The organism is Luteibacter sp. (genome assembly GCF_035539195.1).
In the GTDB taxonomy this organism is placed as follows: Bacteria; Pseudomonadota; Gammaproteobacteria; order Xanthomonadales; family Rhodanobacteraceae; genus Luteibacter.
Genome location: NZ_DATLIW010000027.1, coordinates 53,650 through 75,898 on the forward strand (window position 1 = coordinate 53,650; position 22,249 = coordinate 75,898).

The following is a 22,249-nucleotide window of genomic DNA, read 5'->3' on the forward strand; positions in this document are numbered from 1 at the left end:
CTTCGTCGCTGAAGCAGCACCTATGTAGCGTGAATTCCTATAGGGTTGGCGACAAGGCGCTCTCGATCCTGCGCATCACCGAATCGTCGAGCAACGTCACCGCGTCGAGCGCCTTGAGGTTCTCCTCCAGTTGCGCCTTCTTGCTCGCACCTAGAATCACCGTCGAGACGTGCGGGTTCTTCAGGCACCACGCCAGCGAGAACCGGGCCAGCGACATGCCGAGCTCGGCGGCGATCGGCGCGAGGGCGCGCACGGTCTTCAGCTTTGCGCCATCGTCTTCGAGAAGCGCGTCGCGCAGCCACGCGTAATCCGCGTGACCCAGCCGCGAGTCGTCCGGCACGCCGTCGTTGTACTTACCTGTGAGAAGGCCCGACGCCAGCGGCGACCAGATGGTGGTGCCCATGCCGTACTGCTCGTAGAGGGGAGCGTATTCGACCTCGACGCGCTCGCGATGCAGGAGGTTGTACTGCGGCTGTTCCATCGAGGGCCCGACGAGATGGTTCTCGCGAGCGACGCGATGCGCTTCGGCGATCTGTTCGGCCGGCCATTCGCTGGTGCCCCAGTAAAGCACCTTGCCCTGGCGAACCAGCGTGTCCATCGCGAAGACGGTCTCGAGTACCGGCGTCTCGGGGTCGGGACGATGGCAGAAATACAGGTCGAGGTAGTCGACACGCAGGCGCTCGAGCGCCTGGTGGCAGGCATCGAAGACGTGCTTGCGCGAGAGGCCGCGCTGGGTCGGCTTCGGGTCGGTGACCGCACCGAAATAGACCTTGCTCGATACCGCGTAGGCGTCGCGCGGCAAGCGCAGGTCGGCGATGACGTCGCCCATCAGCCGCTCGGCGTCGCCGGCGTTGTATGTCTCGGCGTTATCGAAGAAGTTCACGCCGTTGTCGTAGGCAAACGCGATCAGTTCGCGAGCGTCCGAGCGCCCGACCTGCCGACCGAAGGTCACCCATGCGCCATACGACAGCGCGGAAACTTTCAGGCCGGTCGAACCGAGACGACGGTATTCCATGGCGATTCCTCAGCGAATGAGTGACAGGAGCAGGTAGAGCGCGATGCCGGCGAAGATACCGGCGATCACGTCGTCGAGCATGACGCCGAAGCCACCTTTCACCCGTCGGTCGAACCACGCGATGGGCCAGGGCTTCCAGACATCGAAAAGACGAAACAGGACGAATCCGGCGACGACCGCCCACCAGGGCGCTATCAGCGCAGGCAACAGGGCGATCCAGAGTCCGACGAATTCGTCCCACACCAGACTGCGATGATCGTCGACGCCAAGGAGGCGGCCGGCGACGTCGCACGCCCACACGCCGATCGCGAAAGCGACGACGATGACGCCGATCCACGCGGGTACGGAAAGGCCACGCATCAGCAGCCAGGGCACGACAGCCGCCAGCGAGCCGAACGTCCCCTGCGCTTTCGGGGTGAGGCCCGAGCCGAAACCGCAAGCGATCCAGCCCGCCGGCGATGCCCGCAGGCGACGGCGGCCTTCCGTATCGAGGACGTATTTCGTGCTCATGCGGCGAAGTGGTTCCAGCCCGTGCGTGACGGCAGCATGTCCGTGCCATCGAGCGCCAGCACCCGCACCCCGCTGCCCTCGACGATGCGCCCGATGCGCGTGGCGCCACCGCCCAGGCGGGCCATGTTCGCGGAGACCTCGCCGGCGCGATCGGCCGGAACGGTAAAGCACAGCTCGTAGTCGTCGCCACCGGAGAGGGCGAAGTCGAGGGTGTCGGCGTCCTCGAAGTGGGTCAGCAGGGCGGAGGAACGCGGCAGCATGGCCGCGTCGATCTCCGCGCCGACACCGCTCGCCTTGCAGATGTGCCCGAGGTCGGCGACGAGGCCATCGGAGACGTCGATGCACGCCGTGGCTATGCCACGCAGGCCGTTGCCCGCCGCCACACGGGGCGTCGGACGGTTCAGCCGCTCGATCAGCGCCGCATAGGGCGAGGCATCGGCCTCGGCCAGGCAACGAAGGCCGGCCGCGGCGTCGCCGAGGGTGCCGGTGACCATGACGACGTCACCGACCCGCGCACCGGAGCGAAGCAACGCTTCGCCGGGTGCGCTGAAGCCGTGCACGGCCACCGTCACGGTCAGTGGCCCGCGCGTGGTGTCGCCACCGATGAGGGCCAGGCGTAGTGGCGTGGCCAGTTCGGCGAAGCCGCGTGCGAGCCCGTCGACGAAGGCCTCGTCGCTGTCGGGCAGGGTCAGCGCGAGTAGCGCCCACGCCGGCGTGGCGCCCATGGCGGCGAGATCGGAGAGATTCACCGCGAGCGCCTTCCAGCCGATGTCGGCGGCGGCGGTCCCGGCGGGAAAGTGGACACCCTCGACGAGGGTATCCACGGCGATCGCCAGTTCGCGGCCGGCGGGTACGGCGACGACGGCGGCATCGTCGCCGATGCCGGTCAGCACGTCGTCGCGATGGACGTCCGTATGCCGGCGGATGCGTTCGATCAGGTCGAATTCCATGCAGGTTCCTTAGCCCGCGAGGATTCGCGGCACGATCAGGATCGCTTCTCGGCCGTACGCCAATGTGTCGCGAGTTTGTCGAGCACGCCGTTCACATAGCTGTGGCCGTGGTCCGCGCCGAAGCGCTTGGTGGCTTCGACGGCCTCGTTGATCACCACCCGGTACGGCACGTCCGGACGGTATTTCAGCTCGTAGGCACCCATGCGCAGGGCCGACAGCTCGATGGGATCGATCTGCGAGACCTCGCGATCGACGAACGGCTTGATACCGTCGTCGAGTTCCTTCACGTGCTTCTCCACGCCGCGCAGGATGTCCTCGAAGTATTCGAGGTCCGCGACGACCATGTCCTGTTCGTGACGGAACTGCTCGATCACGCTGCCCATCTTGCTGCCACCCACTTGCCAGGCATACAGCGCCTGGAGGGCGCGGCGACGGGCGCGCGAGCGTGCGGCGAGGTCGATGCCGTGCGGAGGAGTGTTGTTCATTTACTTACCGAGCTTCGCGTAGAGGTTGACCATCTCGATCGCGACCATGGCCGCATCCACGCCCTTGTTGCCGGCCTTGGTGCCGGCACGCTCGATGGCCTGCTCGATGCTGTCGGTGGTGAGCACCCCGAACGACACCGGCACGCCCGAGGCGTACGCCGCCTGGCCGAGGCCCTTGGCGGCTTCACCGGCGACGTAGTCGAAATGCGGAGTCGAGCCACGGATGACCGCGCCAAGGCCGAGCACGGCGGCGTACTTGCCCGAACCGGCGATCTTGTAGGCGGCCTGCGGGATTTCGAACGCGCCGGGCACGCGGATCAGGTCGATCGCGTCGTCCTTCACGCCGTGGCGAACCAGCGCGTCGCGCGCGCCCTCGACCAGGGGCTCGACGACGAACGCGTTGAAACGGCCGGCAACGATGGCGAAGCGGCCCTTGGGGGTGGCGAAATCGCCTTCGATGATCTTCATGGGTAGTCCTGTGGCGGGCGGGCCGCTGGCGGCCGGTTATTTTACGGGGTTTTCGGCCTGGGGTGGCCGCTGAAGGTGAGCATGGCGTTCCCGTCGGCGACGGTTAGCCGTCCCGGGGCGCCAAAAGGCAGGGTGAACTTGGCCGCATCGTGGCCGAACGGCAGGCCGCGGACGATCGGGATGCCGGCCACGGCGGCGATCCGCTCGAAGGTGGCATCCAGGTCGTAGCCGTTGTCGTATTCGGTGGTGCGGTAGCTGGTGAAGTCGCCGATGACCAGGGCCTTCTGCCGTGCCAGCACGCCCGCATGGAACAGGTGATAGAGCATCCGCTCGACCCGGTAGGCCGGCTCGGCGATATCCTCGACGAACAGGATGCCGCCCTCGATCTGCGGGAAGAACGGCGAACCGATGAGGCTGGTCAGCATGGCCAGATTGCCGCCCCAGACCGTGCCCTGCACATCGAGGGTCAGGGTGTCCGGCGTGCTCCAGCCGGCCCGGCCTTCATCGGTGGACAGCGTGGCCCAGAAGTGCTCCCAGGTTCGCGCATCCAGCTCGGGAGCCCCGAAGTCCGCGCCCAGCATCGGCCCCCCCAGGGTCACCAGGCCACTGCGAGCGAACAGCGCGCACTGCAGGGCGGTGAAGTCGCTGTGCCCGACGAGGGCGAGCGGCGCATTCCCAAGGCGGCGGCGCAGGCCGTCGTAATCGAGCAGCGGCAGCAAGGGGTGCGCGCCGTAGCCGCCACGAATGGCCAGCGCCACGTCGGGCAGCGGCTTCGACGGATCGGCCAGGTCGTTGATGTCGGCGGCGCGCTCGGCGTCGCTGCCGGCGAAGCGGAGCTGGCGTCGCTCCAGCACGTCCTTGCCTTGTACCGTGTGGCCGGCCTGTTCCAGCCGCGCGATACCGCGCGCCATCGCGTGGGCATTGTGCGGGTAACCGGAGGGGGCGATGAGGCGGATATCGTACGATGGGGTCATCAGCCAGCCTGCTCCACCACTTCCAGGCCGAAGCCGGCGATACCGACCAGCTTGCGCGGGGTGCCGATCACACGCAGGCGCTTGATGCCCAGGTCCGCCAGGATCTGCGCGCCGAGGCCGGTCTGCCGCCACTCCTGGTCGTCCTTCTTCGCCGGCACGGGCAAGGCATCACGCCTGAGACGCGCCAGCAGCGCGTCGGGCGTGTCCTCGCCGGAGAGCACCACCAGCACGCCGCGCTGCTCGGCCTCGATCTTGCGCAGCGCCTCGGTGACGGTCAGGCCGAGGTCGTCGCGCTTGAGGTGGAGCACGTCGGACAACGTGTTGCGCACGTGCACACGCGTGAGCACGGGCTCGCCGTCGGCGACGTCACCGCGGACCAGGGCGAAATGCAGGCCGCGACGGATGCCGTCGCGATAGGCGACGAGGCGGAACGGACCGAACTCGGTGTCGACGTCTTCTTCGTGCACCCGCTCGATCGTCTTCTCGGTCTCGAGGCGATAGCGGATGAGGTCGGCGATAGTGCCGATCTTCAACCCGTGCTTCGCGGCGAAGATCTCCAGTTCGGGACGACGTGCCATCGAGCCGTCGTCGTGCAGGATTTCGATCAGCACGGCCGACGGCTGCAAACCGGCCAGCGTGGCCAGGTCGCAGCCGGCTTCGGTGTGCCCGGCACGGCTGAGCACGCCACCTGCCTGCGCCGTCAGCGGAAAGATATGGCCGGGCATGGTGATGTCGGCGGGCTTGGCGTCGGCCGCGGCGGCGACCTGGATGGTCCGTGCCCGATCATGCGCGGAGATACCCGTGGTCACGCCTTCCGCCGCTTCGATCGAAACGGTGAAGTTGGTGTGGTACGGCGAATTGTTGTCGCTGACCATGGGCTTCAGGCCGAGCTGGCGCGTGTGCTTCTCGGTGAGCGTCAGGCAGAGCAGGCCGCGTGCTTCGCGAACCATGAAGTTGACGTCTTCCGGCCGCACCTTCTCGGCGGCCATGACGATGTCGCCTTCGTTTTCGCGGTCTTCGTCATCGAGGATGACGACCATGCGGCCCTGGCGGAAGTCTTCGAGGATCTCGGGAATCGTATGGAATGGCATGGGAGGTCCGGGTCAGACGAAGCCGTGTTGCTTCAGGAAGGCCTCGTCGAGGCGCGGGGTGTCGCCACTGGAAAGCAGGCGCTCGATGTAGCGGGCGACGACGTCCACTTCGATGTTCACGCCGTCGCAGGGGCGACGCGCGGCGAACGTCGTATGTTCCACCGTATGGGGAATAAGGTTCACTCCGAAGCGATGGCCGTTCACCTCGTTGACCGTGAGGCTGGTGCCATCGATGCAGACCGAGCCCTTGTGGGCGATATAACGCGCCAGGTCGCTGGGCACCTCGAAGGTCCAACGCAGGGAGCGGCCATCGGGCACGACGGAGACGACCTTGCCGGCTCCATCGACATGACCCGAGACGAGATGGCCGCCCAGACGGTCGGCCAGGCGCAAGGCCTTCTCGAGGTTCACGGTATCGCCGGCCTTGTGCGCGCCGAGCGTCGTGTGCGCGAGGGTTTCGTTGGAGACGTCGGCGGCGAAGCTCCTGGCGTCGAAGTCGATCACGGTCAGGCAGACGCCGGCGACCGAAATGCTGTCGCCCAGGGCGACGTCGGCCATGTCGAGCGCGGCCGTGTCGACGACGAGGCGGACATCGCCGCCACGCGGTTCCAGCCGCGCGATGCGGCCGACGGCCTGGATGATGCCGGTGAACATGTCAGTGGCCTCCTTGCGAGGAGACGGTGACGACGATCTGGATTTTCATGAAACGTTTCCCGCGGTAATGAGCGAAAAACGCCCCAAGGCGCATGGCGCCGCACGTCCCCTGGGGAACGGGCGATCGCCGTCTTCTTTCATCCGGACTGTAACCGTCGGCTCCGGCATCGAACCGGATCTGCTGACCTTCCGACCGAAACCGGAAGCGCTCGCGGGCTCGTTTCCTTGCGGAAACCTACCGCCGGTGGGGAGTTTCGCCCCGCCCTGAAGACGCTGTGGAGGCCGGCTCCCCAAGGGGAACAGGCCGGCGGAGGATAGCATGGGGTCCGCGACCCGAATTGCAACTGGGGGCCGTGTAGGAGCCCTTGTGGGAGCTGCCTCAGCGGCAACAGTGTCCGCGGCGAACGGGCCGCTGGCGCGGGATCGCCGATGAATCGGCTCCCACAGGGGGCGAACGGGCCCGTTGGCGCGGGATCGCCGATGAATCGGCTCCCACATGGGGTAGTCAACGCCGATGAAGCCGTCAGTTCCGAAGGACCTGGTCCATCACCCAGCTGGTGCGCGCGCCGCTCTGGGCGGTCGATGGACAAACGCCTTTCCCGGTCAGTTCCGCCACGATCGATTCGATCAGCGGCTGCTGGATGTGCTCGGGGTTGGCGATGTGGATGTCCTCCACGTGGCCGCCGGCTTCGCATCGGATCGGCCCCTCACCGAAGGTGGCGAAGACCAGCCGTCCGCGGTCGCCGACGATCTCCACGCGATCCTCGCGGCGGTCCGCGCCGAAGTTCCACAGCCCCGTACCCAGCACGCCGGACCCGAACGCGAACGCCATGGCCACCGTGTCTTCGGCCGGATAGGCGTCCAGCTGGTTCGAGGCCATGCCACGCGCATCGACGATGGGACCGAGGAGAAAGTCGAGGATATCCAGCGTGTGGCAGCCGATGTCGACGAAGATACCGCCGCCGGAAAGTTCGGGCTGCACGGTCCACGGCAGCCTGGCCGGATCGCGATACCTCGCTTCGAACGGATGGTGCAGGAGGACATTGACCAGCCGTGGGGTGCCGATGGCGCCCTCGGCCAGCAGCGCCGCGATGCGCCGGAAGCGGGGCAGCATGCGACGGTAATAGGCGACGAAGACCGGCACGCCGGCCGCCCTGCCCGCCTCGAGAATGGCGACACATTCGGCGTGGTCGATCGCCATGGGCTTTTCCACGTACACGGGCTTGCCGGCGGCGATGGCCATCAGGGCGTATTCGCGGTGACTCGACGGCGGCGTGGCGATGTAAACCGCGTCGACGTCGGGATCGGCGATCAATGCCGCGGCGTTGTCGTACCAGCGGGGGACGCCGTGGCGCTCGGCGTAGTCGCGGGCCTTGTCGCCATCGCGTCGCATGACGGCGACCAGCGACGAATCGGCGACCTTCGCGAAGGCCGGGCCACTCTTGACCTCGGTCACCGCACCGCAGCCCACGATGCCCCAGCGTACGTGGGACAGCACGGTCACGACGTGGGACGCAGCTGCAGGCGCATGTCGTCGCCGACCTGGCGGCGGTCCACGGTCTGCAACTTCCAACGCGAGGCCATATCGTCCAGCGGCGGCAGGTTGAGCATCGGCCGGCCAGTGTGGCCGAGCAGGATGGGGGCGATGTAGACGAGCAGTTCGTCGGCCAGTCCCGCGGCCAGAAGCGCCCCGCAAAGCACGGGACCGGCCTCCACGTGGACTTCGTTGATGTCCTGCTGCGCCAGCCAGTACAACGCCGCACGCAGGTCCAGGCCACCGGCCTCGTCGCGCCGGATGGCCGCGCGAGGCACGTCCTGGAGATGCGCCGGCACGATCGTATCGGCGGCGTGCAGGAGCACGGTCGGCGCCGATCCGTCGAGCACGTTCGCCCCCGGCGGTGTACGCAGCCGCGTGTCGAGGATCGCGCGCAGCGGCGGCACGAAGGCCTCGCCTTCCGGCAGGCGAACGGTCAGGTGCGGATCGTCGGCAAGCACGGTGCCACTGGAGGAAAGAATCGCGGACGAGCGTGCGCGCCAGCGCTGCACGTCGGCACGCGCGGCCTCGCCGGTGATCCACTTCGACGAGCCGTCGGCAAGCGCCGTGCGCCCGTCGAGGCTCATCGCCAGCTTCACGCGCACCCATGGACGCTGGCGCTCGATACGGCTGAAGAAACCGATGTTCAGTTCGCGCGCGGCGTCGCGCATCAGGCCCACCTGGACACCGATACCGGCGTCCCGCAACGCCGCGATGCCGGCGCCGTCCACCTTGTCGAACGGGTCTTCATGGGCAATGACGACCCGACCGACACCTGCCGCGATCAGCGCATCGGCGCAGGGCGGCGTACGTCCATGGTGGGCGCACGGTTCCAGCGTGACGTATGCCGTGGCCCCTCGTGCGGCCTCGCCCGCTTCGCGCAGCGCGAAAATCTCCGCATGCGGCTGACCGGCGCGCGGATGCCAGCCGGTACCGAGCACGGCCTCGCCGCGCGCGATGACACAGCCCACGCGCGGATTGGGTTGGGTGGTATGCAGACCACGTTCGGCCAGGCGCAAGGCGTGCGCCATGTGTACGTGATCCATGGCGGGGAAGAACGGCCGCGACATGATCAGCTCTTGCGCCCGCGCCTGGCCACGTCTAGCAGCGGCAGTTGCAGACCTTCGAGCGACGGCAGGTCGCGTTCGAGCTTCTCGATCTCCTCGCGGAAGGCGTGTACGTCCTCGAACCGGCGGTACACGGAGGCGAAGCGCACGTAGGCGACCTGGTCGAGCGCCTTCAACTCGCGCATCACCAGTTCGCCGACCTGTCGCGACGGTACTTCGCGTTCGCCGCAGCGACGCAGGTCGTTCACCACCGCGCGCACGGCACCGTCCACCGCATCGCTGGCGACCGGACGCTTCTGCAGCGCACGCTCGAAACTCACGCGCAGCTTGTGTTCGTCGAAAGGCTCGCGACGATCGCCGGATTTGACGATCGCCGGAAGCTTCAGTTCCGCCGTTTCGAACGTATTGAAACGCTCGCTGCATTGCGGACACTCACGGCGACGCCGCACCGTGCCACCGTCCTCCGTGAGACGGGAGTCGATGACACGGGTGTCTTCATGCTGGCAGAACGGACAATGCATCGATCAGCCGTAGACCGGGAATCGTGCGCACTGCGCCGTGACCTTCTCGCGCACGGCTGCGATGACCTTGTCGTCGCCCGGGGCGTCGAGCACGTCGCAGATCCACTGGGTGAGTTCCACCGTGGCCGCTTCGTCGTAACCGCGGGTGGTGATCGCCGGCGTACCGACGCGCAGGCCCGAGGTGACGAAGGGCGAGCGGGGGTCGTTCGGCACGGCGTTCTTGTTCACCGTGATGTGCGCCTTGCCAAGCGCCGCTTCCGCGTCCTTGCCGGTGGCGTCGCGACCGATCAGGTCGATCAGCATGAGGTGGTTCTCGGTACCGCCGGAGACGATCTTGTAGCCGCGCTCGATGAAGGTCTTCGCCATGGCCTTGGCGTTCTTCACCACCTGCGCCTGGTAGGTCTTGAACGAGGGCTCGAGCGCCTCCTTGAACGCGACCGCCTTGGCCGCGATCACGTGCATCAGCGGACCACCCTGGATTCCGGGGAAGACGATGGACTGCAGCTTCTTCTCCAGCTCTTCGCCCAGGCCCTTGGCAATGATGATGCCTCCGCGCGGACCGCGCAGGGTCTTGTGCGTCGTGGAGGTGACCACGTGCGCATGCTCGATCGGGTTGGGGTATTCGCCTGCGGCGACCAGGCCGGCAATGTGTGCCATGTCGACGAACAGATAGGCGCCGACCTTGTCCGCGATGGCGCGGAAGCGGCCCCAGTCGAGGATCTGCGAATAGGCCGAGAAGCCGGCGACGATCATCTTCGGCTTATGCTCGACGGCGAGGCGCTCGACTTCGTTGTAGTCGACCAGACCCGACTCCGGATCGATGCCGTACTGCACGGCATGGAAGATCTTGCCCGAGAGGTTGACCTTGGCGCCATGGGTGAGGTGACCGCCATGGGCCAGGCTCATGCCGAGGATGGTGTCGCCTGGCTGCAGCAGGGCGAAGTACACGGCCTGGTTGGCCTGCGAACCGGAATGCGGCTGCACGTTGGCGTAGTCGGCACCGAAGAGCTGCTTCAGGCGGTCGATGGCAAGCCTCTCGGCGACGTCCACGTACTCGCAGCCACCGTAGTAGCGCTTGCCCGGGTATCCCTCGGCGTACTTGTTGGTCAGCACCGAGCCCTGGGCTTCCATCACGCGCGGGCTGGCGTAGTTCTCGGAGGCGATCAACTCGACGTGATCCTCCTGGCGGCGGGCCTCATTGGCGATGGCCTTGGCCAGTTCGTCATCGTAACCGGCGATCGTGCAGTCCTTCGGGAACATCCTGACCTCATCTCATCAAGCGGGTAAGGCCGAAAATTGTAGCGGTTATGGGGGGTTGCAGCCAGTGATCAGCCCGGCCTCCAGGCCGGGGGCCGGCGGGATGGCTCCGGACAGCCCCCGGCCTTCGCTTACGCAGCCCCCGGCCCAGGCCTACAGCATCCGCCCGAGGGTTTACGTAGCTTTCTGGATGGGCGTCACCCGCCCTCCCCTCCCCCGAATGGAAGCACCCATGAAGTTCAACCGAAATATCGCCCGTATCGCCGTCGGCGCGGCCCTGATCACCTGCCAGGCCGCCGCCCTCGCCCAATCGGCTTCCGCCGCCTTGTTCGACGGTCATGTCGCCGCCGGCCTGCCCCAGGCTTTCTCGCTCCCCCGCCCGGAGGACGACGAACGAGGGCCCGGTGTCGACCAGGTCGTCGTCGAAGAAAAGCTCGAAACCGACGTGGTTTATCCCGACGGCAGCCACGCTGTCACCTATACGGGAACCGCGAACGGCCTGGAAGCGACCTTCACCCGGATCGGCGACGCGCTGGCCATCGATGCGTTCGAAGAAAAGCCCGCTGCCGACATGACCGCCCTGGCCGGTCTTACCGCCGCGCCGGAACCGGACGACGTGGTCGCGCCCCCGTGGGCGGATACCTTCGCCGCGCCTCACGTCACCGGCAACACGACCTCGACGCCAAGCGAACTGCAGTTCTGGATTTTCCTGCACAACCAGTCCGGCGAATCCAACTACGCGAAGTTCCACAACTGGTACATCGGCTGGTGGGTGCGCGACATGGAACGCACGGTCAAGCCCGGCATTCCGGTCAAGGTGTTCATCAAGGACCGCATCGCCGGGGTGACCGATTTCGACTACGACCAGGGCACGAATGCCGAGGCACTGATCCGTTTCAGGACGGTCTCCAACGACTACCTCACCAGCGTCGGCGCGGTTCCGTCGAGCCTCACGAAGACCATGCTGTTCGTCGACCGGCGGCCGCAGAACTGGGGCGGCGACGGGGTGTATGGTGTCGCCCTGCCGCGGGATACCGTTGCGATAGCGAGCGGTACGGGCCCCAGGCACATCATCGCCCACGAGTTCGGCCATACGCTGGACGCCCGGCACGAACACGGCGAACTTCGCTTTCCTTGCGTGACGAACATGAGGGGTTACGAAGTGCCCTATTACAGCTGCCGAATCTATTCCGGACACAACGACACCTTGATTCGCAACTATGTTCGGCGGGAACTGGATCAGTAGGTAACCGATCGTCGCGCATAGCGGGTGAGGCGAATCCTTTCCTGCCTTCGGTGTCAGCGAGGAAGCGAGTGGCCTAGGACAACTCCTGTATTGCGTGCGGTTTTGTCGCGACGTCCGTAAGGGCGCGAGAAAAAAGAGATCGGTCACGTTAGCGTTGCCGGTCTCCCTCGCCATCCGACAGGACGAACCGAATGAAGACATGGACTGCCCTCTCCACCCTCATCGCGATGACGCTTTCGGCGACCGCCGCCAACGCATCGACATGGGACGCTTCGACGTCACTGGACCGCTTCGACGAACAGATCGCCCGGGGTTTACCCCAGCCGGCCTTCCAGATCGGCGCGTCGGACGAAGCGGGTGTGGCGACGAACGCGCTCCTTGCCGTCGAATCGATGCTCGATACCCCTGTCGAGCTTCCCGACGGAAGTGTGATGACGACCTACACCGGCTCCTGGAACGGCGTGCCTGCCACCATCTCGCGTGGCGACGGCCAGCTCCTTGTCGATCTCGATGCGGTCACCGATGCCAATGCACCCCAAGCGGTGGCGAGCTTCGACCTCGCCGTTGCGACGGCCTTGCCCGCACACGTCCACCTCGGTGAACCGGCCATCGCGTCCCCTCATGTCGCGGACGACAACGACGACCTCGTCGTGTCCGGCGAGCTGGGTGGCGACATCAGGTTTGCCGACGGCAGCCACGGCCGGATGTACGACGCAACATGGCATGGGGTGCCGGTTGTCGCCACGCGCTCGGGCAATCGTCTCGACATCACGTCGCAGTCGACGACTGGCATCGATATCACCGGCTTTACCGCCGGAAGCATCCGCGTCGAACACGAGAACCTCCCCGGAGGAAACGTTTCGAACGATGCATCGGTGCCCCTAGGTGCATCGACGGTAGCGGCCCCTCGGCCGCGCGTCCGGCGGAGTTCCAAGATCGAACTCGTGCCTAACCGGCTCACGTTCCACCTGATGCTCCACGACGACGTCGGCCACCTGTCCTCGCAACACATCCACGCCGGCTATGTCGCCTGGTGGCTGGCCGACCTCCTGCGGAACGTCGTTCGCGGGGAGAGAGTCGACGTCCTCTACAGCCAGGGGATGCGCGGCGTCACCGACCTGCCGTACCAGTACATCGGATCGCTGTACAACTGGTCCGACGCGGTCCGCAACTTTGCGTACGAAAACCGCATTCCGCGCACGTACAAGCACAAGTACCTGCTCATCGTTAACGGCATGCCCGAGCCCGGGCTGTATGGACGCTCCTGGCAGAAGGGCAGCGAAGGCATAGCGTCGATCGGCGGCAGGTATCCGGAGATAGCCCATCAGCTCGGACACCTGCTCGGCGCGACGCATGCCAACGCCGAGGTGCGTTACAGCGGATGGTGGTGTGAGACCAACATGATTGCGCCCAGCCTGGCCCTTCGCTCCAACTGCTATGGATACTCGGCGGCGAACATGCGCCTGATCAACGACTACGCCAAGACGGGCGTGGGCTTCGTTGCCGACAGGCGGCTGTCGGACGACCGGTGACCGATCACCGCGAACATGGGCAAATGGCGGCAGCGACCTCGCGGATTCCCCGCCCCCGTACCCTGGGCGGGGGCTCCCCGGGACGAATGTCCGAGAGGACGGCGCGCGACGCGGGCGTTCCCGTCCGCACCGACGCCCTGACACCCGAAGCCGCTATAATCGGGGTTTGCCCACCCGGTGTGCATCGGCCCCGGGGGCGCGGCCTTGGCCTACGGAGCATCCATGCAGTACATCTACACCATGAACGGGGTGAGCAAGATCGTCCCCCCGAAGCGCCAGATCATCAAGGACATCTCGCTGTCCTTCTTCCCCGGCGCCAAGATCGGTCTGCTCGGCCTGAACGGCGCGGGCAAGTCCACGGTGCTGAAGATCATGGCCGGCGTCGACACCGACTTCCAGGGTGAAGCCCGCGCCAACCCCGGCACGAAGATCGGCTACCTTGCCCAGGAACCGGATCTGGACCCGACCAAGACCGTGCGTCAAGTGGTCGAGGAAGGCGTGTCCGAGACCCTCGGCGCCCAGAAGCGCCTCGAAGAGGTCTACGCCGAGTACGCCGAAGAAGGCGCGGACTTCGAAAAGCTCGCCAAGGAGCAGGAAGCGCTCGAGGGCATCCTTGCCGCCAACGACGCCCACGCGCTCGAGCGCCAGCTCGAAGTGGCCGCCGACGCGCTGCGCCTGCCGCCTTGGGACGCCCTGGTCGGGCCCTTGTCCGGTGGCGAGAAGCGCCGCGTGGCCCTGTGCCGCCTGCTGCTGTCCAAGCCCGACATGCTTCTGCTCGACGAGCCGACCAACCATCTCGACGCCGAATCGGTCGACTGGCTGGAAACCTTCCTGCACGACTACGCGGGCACCGTCGTCGCGGTCACCCATGACCGCTACTTCCTCGACAACGCCGCCGAGTGGATCCTCGAGCTCGACCGCGGCCGCGGCATTCCCTGGAAGGGCAACTACACCGACTGGCTCGAGCAGAAGGGCGAACGCCTCAAGCAGGAAGCCAACCAGGAAAAGTCGCGCCAGAAGGCGCTGGCCAAGGAACTGGAGTGGATCCGCACGGCCGCCAAGGGACGCCAGTCCAAGGGCAAGGCCCGCATCAACCGTTTCGAGGAGCTGAACTCGGTCGAGTACCAGCGCCGCAACGAAACCAACGAAATCTTCATTCCACCGGGCGAGCGCCTGGGCCAGGAAGTGATCGAGTTCAAGAACGTCACCAAGTCGTTCGGCGACCGCGTGCTCATCGAAGACCTCTCGTTCAAGATCCCGCCGGGTGCGATCGTCGGCATCATCGGTCCGAACGGCGCCGGCAAGTCCACGCTCATGAAGATGATCATGGGCAAGGAAACCCCGGACTCCGGTGAAGTGAAGACCGGCCACACGGTCAAGCTCGCCTATGTCGACCAGTCGCGCGACGCCCTCGACCCGAAGAACAACGTCTGGCAGGAAGTGTCCGGCGGTTCGGACATCCTCACCATCGGCAGCTTCGAGATCCAGTCGCGCTCCTACATCGGTCGCTTCAACTTCAAGGGCACCGACCAGCAGAAGATCGTCGGCCAGCTGTCCGGCGGCGAGCGCGGCCGCCTGCACATGGCCAAGACCCTGCTCCAGGGCGGCAACGTGCTGCTGCTCGATGAGCCGTCGAACGATCTCGACGTCGAGACCCTGCGCGCCCTGGAAGACGCGCTGCTCGAATTCCCCGGCTGCGCCGTGGTCATCTCCCATGACCGCTGGTTCCTCGACCGTATCGCCACGCATATCATCGCGTTCGAAGGCGATTCGCATGTCGAATTCTTCCCGGGCAACTACAACGAGTACGAAGCCGACAAGAAGCGCCGCTTCGGCGACGACGCCGGCCCGAAGCGCGTGAAGTACAAGAAGCTGGTCTGACACGACCCGCGGCACGGGCATCGCCGCCCCTCGGCGGCGAACAAGCCAATGTGGGAGCCAATGTGGGAGCCAATGTGGGAGCCGCTTCAGCGGCGAAAAGCCAACAAAGCGGTGAACCCGCATGGCCTATCGCCGATAAATCGGCTCCCACAAAATGCACTGCCGCAACCCCTGTAGGAGCCGCTTCAGCGGCGAAAAGCCAACGAAGCGGCGAAACCGCATGGCCCATCGCCGATGAATCGGCTCCCACAAAATGCACTGCCGCAACCCCTGTGGGAGCCGCTTCAGCGGCGAAAAGCCAACGAAGCGGTGAACCCGCATGGCCTATCGCCGATGAATCGGCTCCCACAAGATGCACTGCCGCACCCCATGTGGGAGCCGCTTCAGCGGCGAAAAGCCAACGAAGCGGCGAAACCGCATGGCCTATCGCCGATGAATCGGCTCCCACAAAATGCACTGCCGCGCCCCCGCCCAAACCACCAGGAAAAGCGAAGCCGCCCATGAACTTCATGACTGCCCTGAAGGACGCCTGGCGTCGCAACGACTCCCTGGTCTGCGTGGGACTCGACCCCGAGCCCGGTCGGCTGCCGGCAGGCCTGACCGGCGAGGAAGGCATCTTCACCTTCTGCCGTGACATCGTCGATGCCACGGCAGACCTCGTCTGCGCCTATAAGCCGCAGATCGCCCACTTCGCCGCGCAGCGTGCGGAAGGGGTTCTGGAACGACTGATCGCCCACATCCACGACAAGCACCCCGGCATCCCGGTGATCCTCGACGCCAAGCGCGGCGACATCGGCTCCACCGCCCGCCACTACGCCACCGAGGCGTTCGAGCGCTACGACGCCGACGCGGTCACGCTGAACCCCTACCTGGGCCGCGACTCGATCGAGCCTTTCCTGGAACGCGCCGACAAGGGCGTGATCCTGCTCTGCCGCACTTCCAATCCGGGCGGCGCGGACTTCCAGGCCCTGGATTGCGGTGGGCAACCGCTCTACATCCGGGTCGCCGAAACGATCGCCCGGGAATGGAACGAAAACGGCAACTGTGCGCTGGTGACAGGCGCAACCTGGCCGGAAGAACTCGGCCGCGTCCGCGCGGTGGTCGGCGATATGCCCTTGCTGGTGCCAGGCATCGGTGCCCAGGGGGGCGACATCCAGGCCGTCATGGCCCAGGGTCGGACCGCCGACGGCAGCGGCCTGATGATTTCTTCTTCTCGCGCCATCCTTTACGCTAGCGCCGGCTCGGACTTCGCGGACGTAGCACATCGGGCCGCGGATGAAATGAGAAAATCGGTCAACTCGCATCGTCAGTGACCGACGAAACAAAAAACAGTCGCAAATTGCACGACTTGGCAACTGCAAAAGGCTTACGCTGCCTGTCCGGGCTATCCAACAATACCGGGTCTTGAAGCGCCAAAGCGTTCAACCGGAGTTGTCATGCCACCTATCAACCGAGGTTTTTCCCAACGCCTGCATGTCGCGCTGGACATGGCTGGCGTGAAGAAAGGCCGCGGCCGCATCACCCAGCTGGCCGACCTGTTCGACGTCAGCCGGGAAACCGCCCGAAAATGGCTGAGCGATCTCGGCTTGCCCGAACTGGAACGCCAGATCGACATGGCGACGCGGTTCGGCGTGAATTTCGAATGGCTGGCCACGGGCCGCGGCGCACCCAACGGCGCCACGGGCGTTCGCGAAAGCCCTGCCCTTTACCGAGCCGACTCGCGCGAACAGCTGCGCCTGGTCGGGCTGGTTAGCCGCCTGCCCAAGGAACGCCGGAAGGCGCTTCTGGTCATTGTCGAGGCGCTGGCCGAGGCCGAATAACCACGCGAGCTTGCCGGACCTGCGACGGACTTTTGAGAGGTACCTCAATCGTCGCCGATATCCATGCCCGGAAAGAGCACCTCGATGTAGCCGAACTTGCTGAAATCCGTGATTCGCGAGGGGTAAAGCCGTCCGATCAGGTGATCGCACTCATGCTGGACCACACGGGCATGAAAGCCTTCGGCGGTCCGGTCGATCGGCTCCCCTTGCGGGTCGACCCCCTGATAACGGATGAGCGAGTAGCGGTTCACCGCCCCCCGCAGGCCGGGAACCGAGAGGCAGCCCTCCCAACCCTCTTCCATATCCTGGGACAGCGGGGTGATCAGCGGATTGAGCAGGATGGTTTCCGGCACCGGTGGCGCATCCGGATATCGCTCGCTGCTGTCGAACCCGAAGATCACCAGTTGCAGGTCCACGCCGATCTGCGGCGCGGCGAGACCGACGCCGCCGGCGTGATGCATCGTGTCGAACATGTCGGCGATGAGGGCGTCCAGTTCGGCTGTGCCGATCATCGCGTCGGGAACGGGAGGTGCGACGCGCAACAGGCGCTCGTCACCCATTTTCAGGATCTCGCGGATCATCGCTATCGCCAGGGGAGTGGGGATGGGTCGAGCATACGACGCCGGGCGGCCATTCGACCAATGGCTAATACGCCATACCCTCGCCACGCATTGACCCCCGTGAGCAGGGGGACGACCCTTGTGCCATCCGCGAGGGGAGCCAACCACCATGCACAGCGCCATCCCGAAACCCAGTCCCGCAGGAAAGATCCTGTGGGCCGCCATCGCCATTGTCGGCGCCTGGTGCCTCGGTGTCGTCGCCCTGCGACGCGACGAGCCCATCAACGCCATCTGGCTGGTGACCGCGTCGATCGCCGTCTTCCTGATCGGCTATCGCTTCTACAGCCGCCTGATCGCCACCAGCGTGCTCCAACTGGACCCCTCGCGCGCCACGCCGGCGGTCCTGCGCAACGACGGACTGGACTACGTCCCGACCGACCGCTGGGTGGTCTTCGGCCATCACTTCGCCGCGATCGCCGGCGCCGGCCCCTTGGTCGGGCCCGTCCTCGCCGCACAGATGGGCTACCTCCCCGGCACCTTGTGGATCCTTGTCGGCGTCGTCTTCGCCGGCGCGGTCCAGGACTTCATGATCCTCGGCCTGTCGCTTCGCCGCGATGGCCGCTCGCTCGGTCACATGCTGCGCGAGGAACTGGGCGAGGTGCCCGGGGTCATCGCCATGGTGGGCGTGCTCGTCCTGATGATGATCGTGCTGGCCGTGCTCGCGCTCGTGGTGGTGAAGGCGCTGACCCATAGCCCCTGGGGCACCTTCACCGTCGCCGCCACCATTCCCATCGCGCTGCTGATGGGCGTGTACCTGCGCTATATCCGGCCCGGCCGCATCCTCGAGATATCGATCATCGGCCTGGTGCTGCTGCTGGCGTCGATCTGGTACGGCAAGACCGTCAACGACACCCCGGCCATGGCCGCCCTGTTCGACTTCGACGCGAAATCGCTGGCGTGGCTGCTCATCGGCTATGGCTTCTTCGCCTCGGTACTGCCGGTGTGGCTGTTGCTCGCGCCACGCGATTACCTCTCCACCTTCCTCAAGATCGGCACGATCGCCCTGCTCGCCCTGGCCATCTTCCTGGCCGCGCCGACGCTGCAGATGCCGGCCGTCACCAAGTTCATCGACGGCTCCGGCCCGGTGTTCTCCGGGAACCTGTTCCCCTTCCTGTTCATCACCATCGCCTGTGGCGCGGTCTCGGGCTGGCACTCGATCATCGCCTCGGGCACCACGCCCAAGTTGCTCGCCAACGAAGGCGAGGCACGCATGGTCGGCTATGGCGGCATGCTGATGGAGGCGTTCGTCGCCATCATGGCGTTGATCGCCGCGTCGTCCCTGCACCCGGGCGTGTACTTCGCCATGAACTCCCCCGGCGCGCTGGTCGGCACCACGGTCGAACAGGCCGCCCAGACGATCAGCACGTGGGGTTTCCTGGTCACTCCGCAGGAGTTGACCGAGACCGCGAAGAACATCGGCGAAGGCACCATTCTGGGTCGCGCCGGCGGAGCCCCGACCCTGGCGGTCGGCATGGCCCAGCTACTCCACGGCATCCTGCCCGGCGAAGGCATGATGGCCATGTGGTACCACTACGCGATCCTCTTCGAAGCCCTGTTCATCCTGACCACGGTGGACGCCGGTACGCGCGTCGGTCGTTTCATGATCCAGGAACTGGCGGGCATGGCGTATGCACCGCTGAAGAAGACCGAGTCGTGGGTGAGCAACATCATCGCCACGGTGATCTGCGTGGGTTTGTGGGGTTATTTCCTGTACCAGGGCGCCGTCGATCCACTGGGCGGCATCAACACCTTGTGGCCCCTGTTCGGCATCGCCAACCAGATGCTTGCGGCGATCGCGCTGATGCTTGCCACCTTGGTCACCGTGAAACTCAAGCGCGAGCGCTACGTGCTCGTGCCCGGCGTACCCGCCGCCTGGCTGGTCGTCTGTACGCTCACCGCGGCCTGGCAGAAACTGTTCGACGACAAGATCAGCTTCACTGCCGCCGCACAGAAGTACGCAAACGCCATGGCCTCGGGCAAGCTGCTGGCGCCGGCCAAGACCGCCGAGGAAATGCAACGCATCGTCACCAACAACCGCGTCGACATGGCCCTCACCGGCCTGTTCATGCTGCTGGTGCTGACCATGCTGTTCTTCTCGCTCCGCGCCATCGCCCGCGCCTGGCGCGCCAATCACCCGACCGCGCACGAAGAGCCGTACGTCGCGCTGTCCAGCGTCGCCTCGTGAGGAGGTCGCCATGAGTACGCCGAATGCCCCGACCGGCCCGCGCTCGTTGTGGAAGTGGGCGGTGCAGACCGCCCGCCTCTGCTGTGGCGTGCCGGATTACGAGGTCTACGTGAAGCATCTGCGGGAGCATCATCCCGAGCGAAAGATTCCCACTTACGGGGAGTTCTTCCGCGAGCGCCAGGAAGCCAGGTATCGCGGAACGGGCGGGCGCTGCTGCTGAGGCGTGCCTGTCTCCCGCCCGCCTGGCATACCTGCGCCCCCCTGTGGGAGCCGCTTCAGCGGCGATAACCAAGTCGCCTGGACGCCCATCGCCATCGCCGGCGTAGCCGGCTCCCACACAGGGCAAGCGCCGCGCCCCCCCTGTGGGAGCCGCTTCAGCGGCGATAACCAGGTCGCCTGGACGCCCATCGCCGGCCTAGCCGGCTCCCACACAGGGCAAGCGCCGCGGCTCAACCGCGGCGTTTGCCCTTGCGCATGTTCGCCCGCGAGTCCGCGATCATGGTGCGCATGGCCACCGCCGCTTCGTTAGGCCGGCGGCGACGGATCGCCTCGTATACCGCGCGATGGTGCGGCAGCGAGTACTTGAAGTTCTTCGCCGTACGCGCCGACATCACGAAGAACGTGGCGAGCGCGGTTTCGATCACCGAGAACAACGAGCTGAGCAGTTCGTTGTTGGTCGCGACCAGGACGGCATCGTGGAATCGCAGGTCTGCCTGTGCCCAGGCATCGAGGTCGGGGGCATCCTCCATGGCGTCCAGCGCCGCGCCGATCACCTCCAGCTGCGCCGGCGAACGACGACGTGCTGCCGCCATGACCGCGGCGGGCTCGATGATCTCGCGCATCTCGACCAGTTTTTCGACGAAGTCCTCCGTCGGCATCGCCGCGCAGCGCCAGGACAGGACGTCGGCATCGAGATGGTTCCAGAAGGCGGGATCGCGCACACGCATGCCGGTCTTCTGGCGCGTCTCGATGAGGCCCTTGGCGGCCAGCACCTTCAACGCCTCGCGCAGCACGGTCCGGCTGACCGACATCTGTTCGGCCAGCTGGGACTCGCCCGGTAGCGGCTCACCCGGGCGAAGCACGCCGCTGACGATGGACTCGCCGATCTCTTCGATGACGCGCGCGTGCAGGTTACGCGTTCCCCCTGCTTTCAAAGCCATGGACCTTCCAACACCTGACGAAACGGGAAGTCCATCCTAGCCGACTTGCCGGTCGGTGCGATGACGCACCGCAACTTGTCATTTGTCTGACAAATATGATCTTGTCGGGAGATTGCCGGCAACCGGAGTGAATGATGAGAAAGTTCGGAACGGGTGTGGTCACAGCGATCCTGCTGGCCAGTGCGACGGCCGCCTCGGCCGGTGAAGCGTCGAAGGCGTCGTTCGGCAGCACACCGGATGGCAAGGACGTGACCCTGGTCACGCTGACCAACGGCCACGGCGTCACGGCAAAGGTTCTCTCGCTCGGCGCGGCGCTCTATGCGCTCGACGTACCCGACAGAAACGGCAAGCCCGGCGACGTCGTGCTCGGCTACCCGGACCTTAAGGGCACGTTTGCGATGCCCCAGTACTTCGGCAATACCGTGGGCCGCTACGCCAACCGCATCGCCAAGGGCAAGTTCACCCTCGACGGCAAGCCGTACAACGTGCCGGTCAACAACGGGCCCAACTCGCTGCATGGCGGCAAGATCGGCTTCGACAAGGTGGTCTGGAGCGTCGACAAGGTCGAGTCGGGCGCGACACCGAGTGTCACCCTCACCTACGTCAGTCCCGATGGCGACCAGGGCTATCCCGGCAAGCTCACGGCGACCGCCAGGTACTCGCTCGACGACAAGAACGAACTGACCATCGAATACACGGCCACCACCGATGCGCCGACGATCGTCAACATCACCAACCACACGTACTGGAACCTTGCCGGCGAAGGCTCCGGCAGCGTGATGGACCAGCGCCTGATGATCGCCGGCGATGCTTACCTGCCCACCGATGCCACCGCGATTCCCACCGGCGAGGTGCGCCGCGTCGCAGGCACGGACTTCGACTTCCGCAAGGCCAAACCGATCGGCAAGGATGTCCGCGATGCGAAGGAAGAGCAGATCGTGTTCGGCCGCGGCTACGACCACAACTGGGTGATTTCGCGCAAGGAAGCCGCGCAACCGCGGGAAGTCGCCAGGGTCAGCGATCCGAAGTCGGGGCGCGTCCTGTCGCTCTGGTCCGCGCAGCCAGGCCTGCAGTTCTATTCGGGCAACTTCCTCGATGGCACCACGTCGGGCAAGTCCGGCGGGGTCTATCGCCAGGGCGATGCCTTCGCACTGGAACCGCAGCTCTTCCCGGACACGCCGAACCACCCGGACTTCGGCTCCGCCCGCCTGGAACCGGGCAAGACCTACCGCAACGTCATGACCTACAAGTTCTCGGTGGACAAGGGCGCGAAGTAACC

22 protein-coding genes and 1 riboswitch are annotated in these 22,249 nt (G+C 65.9%); of the genes, 8 read left to right on the top strand and 14 right to left on the bottom strand.

The annotated features are described in order from the left end of the window. Window positions 1-37: 37 nt before the first annotated feature. The 12 genes from VM621_RS08115 to glyA all read right to left on the bottom strand — a co-directional run bounded on the left by VM621_RS08115 (window position 38) and on the right by glyA (window position 10,529). Window positions 38-1,015 (bottom strand): aldo/keto reductase, encoded by a 978-nt coding sequence (locus VM621_RS08115; RefSeq protein WP_325468461.1) that lies wholly within the window; start codon window positions 1,013-1,015, stop codon window positions 38-40. A 9-nt stretch (window positions 1,016-1,024) separates the two neighbouring features. Continuing rightward, a complete protein-coding gene (locus VM621_RS08120; RefSeq protein ID WP_325468462.1) occupies window positions 1,025-1,525 on the bottom strand; it encodes a phosphatidylglycerophosphatase A in 501 nt (166 codons plus the stop codon). Then, entirely contained in the window at window positions 1,522-2,475 is a 954-nt protein-coding gene (gene thiL / locus VM621_RS08125; RefSeq protein WP_325468463.1) for a thiamine-phosphate kinase, read from the bottom strand. The genes VM621_RS08120 and thiL overlap by 4 nt, the downstream gene beginning before the upstream one ends. 35 nt (window positions 2,476-2,510) lie before the next feature. Then, window positions 2,511-2,960: a transcription antitermination factor NusB gene (nusB, locus tag VM621_RS08130; protein ID WP_325468464.1), complete on the bottom strand. Its 450-nt coding sequence runs from the start codon at window positions 2,958-2,960 to the stop codon at window positions 2,511-2,513. Then, window positions 2,961-3,428: a 6,7-dimethyl-8-ribityllumazine synthase gene (gene ribE / locus VM621_RS08135; protein WP_325468465.1), complete on the bottom strand. Its 468-nt coding sequence runs from the start codon at window positions 3,426-3,428 to the stop codon at window positions 2,961-2,963. A gap of 41 nt (window positions 3,429-3,469) precedes the next feature. Then, window positions 3,470-4,402 (bottom strand): muramoyltetrapeptide carboxypeptidase, encoded by a 933-nt coding sequence (gene ldcA / locus VM621_RS08140; protein WP_325468466.1) that lies wholly within the window; start codon window positions 4,400-4,402, stop codon window positions 3,470-3,472. Beyond that, window positions 4,402-5,493 (bottom strand): 3,4-dihydroxy-2-butanone-4-phosphate synthase, encoded by a 1,092-nt coding sequence (gene ribB, locus VM621_RS08145; RefSeq protein WP_325468467.1) that lies wholly within the window; start codon window positions 5,491-5,493, stop codon window positions 4,402-4,404. The genes ldcA and ribB overlap by 1 nt, the downstream gene beginning before the upstream one ends. A 12-nt stretch (window positions 5,494-5,505) precedes the next feature. Further along, window positions 5,506-6,147 (bottom strand): riboflavin synthase, encoded by a 642-nt coding sequence (locus VM621_RS08150; RefSeq protein WP_325468468.1) that lies wholly within the window; start codon window positions 6,145-6,147, stop codon window positions 5,506-5,508. Window positions 6,148-6,272: 125 nt separating this feature from the next. Then, window positions 6,273-6,423: riboswitch (FMN riboswitch) on the bottom strand. 247 nt (window positions 6,424-6,670) lie between these two features. Continuing rightward, the gene (locus VM621_RS08155) at window positions 6,671-7,651 is read right to left on the bottom strand and encodes a Gfo/Idh/MocA family oxidoreductase (RefSeq protein WP_325468469.1); all 981 of its coding nucleotides are present in this window, start codon (window positions 7,649-7,651) and stop codon (window positions 6,671-6,673) included. Next, the gene (gene ribD, locus VM621_RS08160; protein WP_325468553.1) at window positions 7,648-8,712 is read right to left on the bottom strand and encodes a bifunctional diaminohydroxyphosphoribosylaminopyrimidine deaminase/5-amino-6-(5-phosphoribosylamino)uracil reductase RibD; all 1,065 of its coding nucleotides are present in this window, start codon (window positions 8,710-8,712) and stop codon (window positions 7,648-7,650) included. Before ribD ends, VM621_RS08155 begins: the two co-directional genes overlap by 4 nt. A 41-nt stretch (window positions 8,713-8,753) precedes the next feature. After that, window positions 8,754-9,269, bottom strand: coding sequence for a transcriptional regulator NrdR (gene nrdR / locus VM621_RS08165; RefSeq protein ID WP_325468470.1), 516 nt, complete (start codon window positions 9,267-9,269; stop codon window positions 8,754-8,756). A 3-nt stretch (window positions 9,270-9,272) separates the two neighbouring features. Beyond that, entirely contained in the window at window positions 9,273-10,529 is a 1,257-nt protein-coding gene (gene glyA, locus VM621_RS08170) for a serine hydroxymethyltransferase (RefSeq protein WP_325468471.1), read from the bottom strand. Between the two features lie 229 nt (window positions 10,530-10,758). On the opposite strand from glyA, the gene VM621_RS08175 reads away from it, so the two are divergent. The 5 genes from VM621_RS08175 to VM621_RS08195 all read left to right on the top strand — a co-directional run bounded on the left by VM621_RS08175 (window position 10,759) and on the right by VM621_RS08195 (window position 17,005). Further along, window positions 10,759-11,772, top strand: coding sequence for a hypothetical protein (locus VM621_RS08175; protein WP_325468472.1), 1,014 nt, complete (start codon window positions 10,759-10,761; stop codon window positions 11,770-11,772). A gap of 191 nt (window positions 11,773-11,963) precedes the next feature. Continuing rightward, window positions 11,964-13,304, top strand: coding sequence for a hypothetical protein (locus VM621_RS08180; RefSeq protein ID WP_325468473.1), 1,341 nt, complete (start codon window positions 11,964-11,966; stop codon window positions 13,302-13,304). 222 nt (window positions 13,305-13,526) lie between these two features. Then, the gene (ettA, locus tag VM621_RS08185; RefSeq protein ID WP_325468474.1) at window positions 13,527-15,185 is read left to right on the top strand and encodes an energy-dependent translational throttle protein EttA; all 1,659 of its coding nucleotides are present in this window, start codon (window positions 13,527-13,529) and stop codon (window positions 15,183-15,185) included. 500 nt (window positions 15,186-15,685) lie between these two features. After that, a complete protein-coding gene (pyrF, locus tag VM621_RS08190) occupies window positions 15,686-16,498 on the top strand; it encodes an orotidine-5'-phosphate decarboxylase (RefSeq protein ID WP_325468475.1) in 813 nt (270 codons plus the stop codon). Between the two features lie 123 nt (window positions 16,499-16,621). Beyond that, a complete protein-coding gene (locus VM621_RS08195; RefSeq protein WP_046969476.1) occupies window positions 16,622-17,005 on the top strand; it encodes a hypothetical protein in 384 nt (127 codons plus the stop codon). A 44-nt stretch (window positions 17,006-17,049) separates the two neighbouring features. Here the strand turns inward: VM621_RS08195 and def are convergent, their stop codons facing one another. Then, a complete protein-coding gene (gene def / locus VM621_RS08200; RefSeq protein WP_325468476.1) occupies window positions 17,050-17,586 on the bottom strand; it encodes a peptide deformylase in 537 nt (178 codons plus the stop codon). Between the two features lie 148 nt (window positions 17,587-17,734). Between def and VM621_RS08205 the strand changes: the two genes are divergently transcribed. Together VM621_RS08205 and VM621_RS08210 are read left to right on the top strand one after the other, a co-directional pair. Further along, window positions 17,735-19,810, top strand: coding sequence for a carbon starvation CstA family protein (locus VM621_RS08205; RefSeq protein ID WP_325468477.1), 2,076 nt, complete (start codon window positions 17,735-17,737; stop codon window positions 19,808-19,810). A gap of 10 nt (window positions 19,811-19,820) precedes the next feature. Further along, window positions 19,821-20,030, top strand: a complete 210-nt coding sequence (locus VM621_RS08210) for a YbdD/YjiX family protein (RefSeq protein ID WP_325468478.1) — start codon at window positions 19,821-19,823, stop codon at window positions 20,028-20,030. Window positions 20,031-20,259: 229 nt separating this feature from the next. Here the strand turns inward: VM621_RS08210 and VM621_RS08215 are convergent, their stop codons facing one another. Beyond that, window positions 20,260-20,970, bottom strand: coding sequence for a FadR/GntR family transcriptional regulator (locus VM621_RS08215; protein WP_325468479.1), 711 nt, complete (start codon window positions 20,968-20,970; stop codon window positions 20,260-20,262). 134 nt (window positions 20,971-21,104) lie between these two features. On the opposite strand from VM621_RS08215, the gene VM621_RS08220 reads away from it, so the two are divergent. Beyond that, window positions 21,105-22,247 (top strand): aldose epimerase family protein, encoded by a 1,143-nt coding sequence (locus VM621_RS08220; protein WP_325468480.1) that lies wholly within the window; start codon window positions 21,105-21,107, stop codon window positions 22,245-22,247. The last annotated feature ends 2 nt before the right edge of the window (window positions 22,248-22,249 follow it).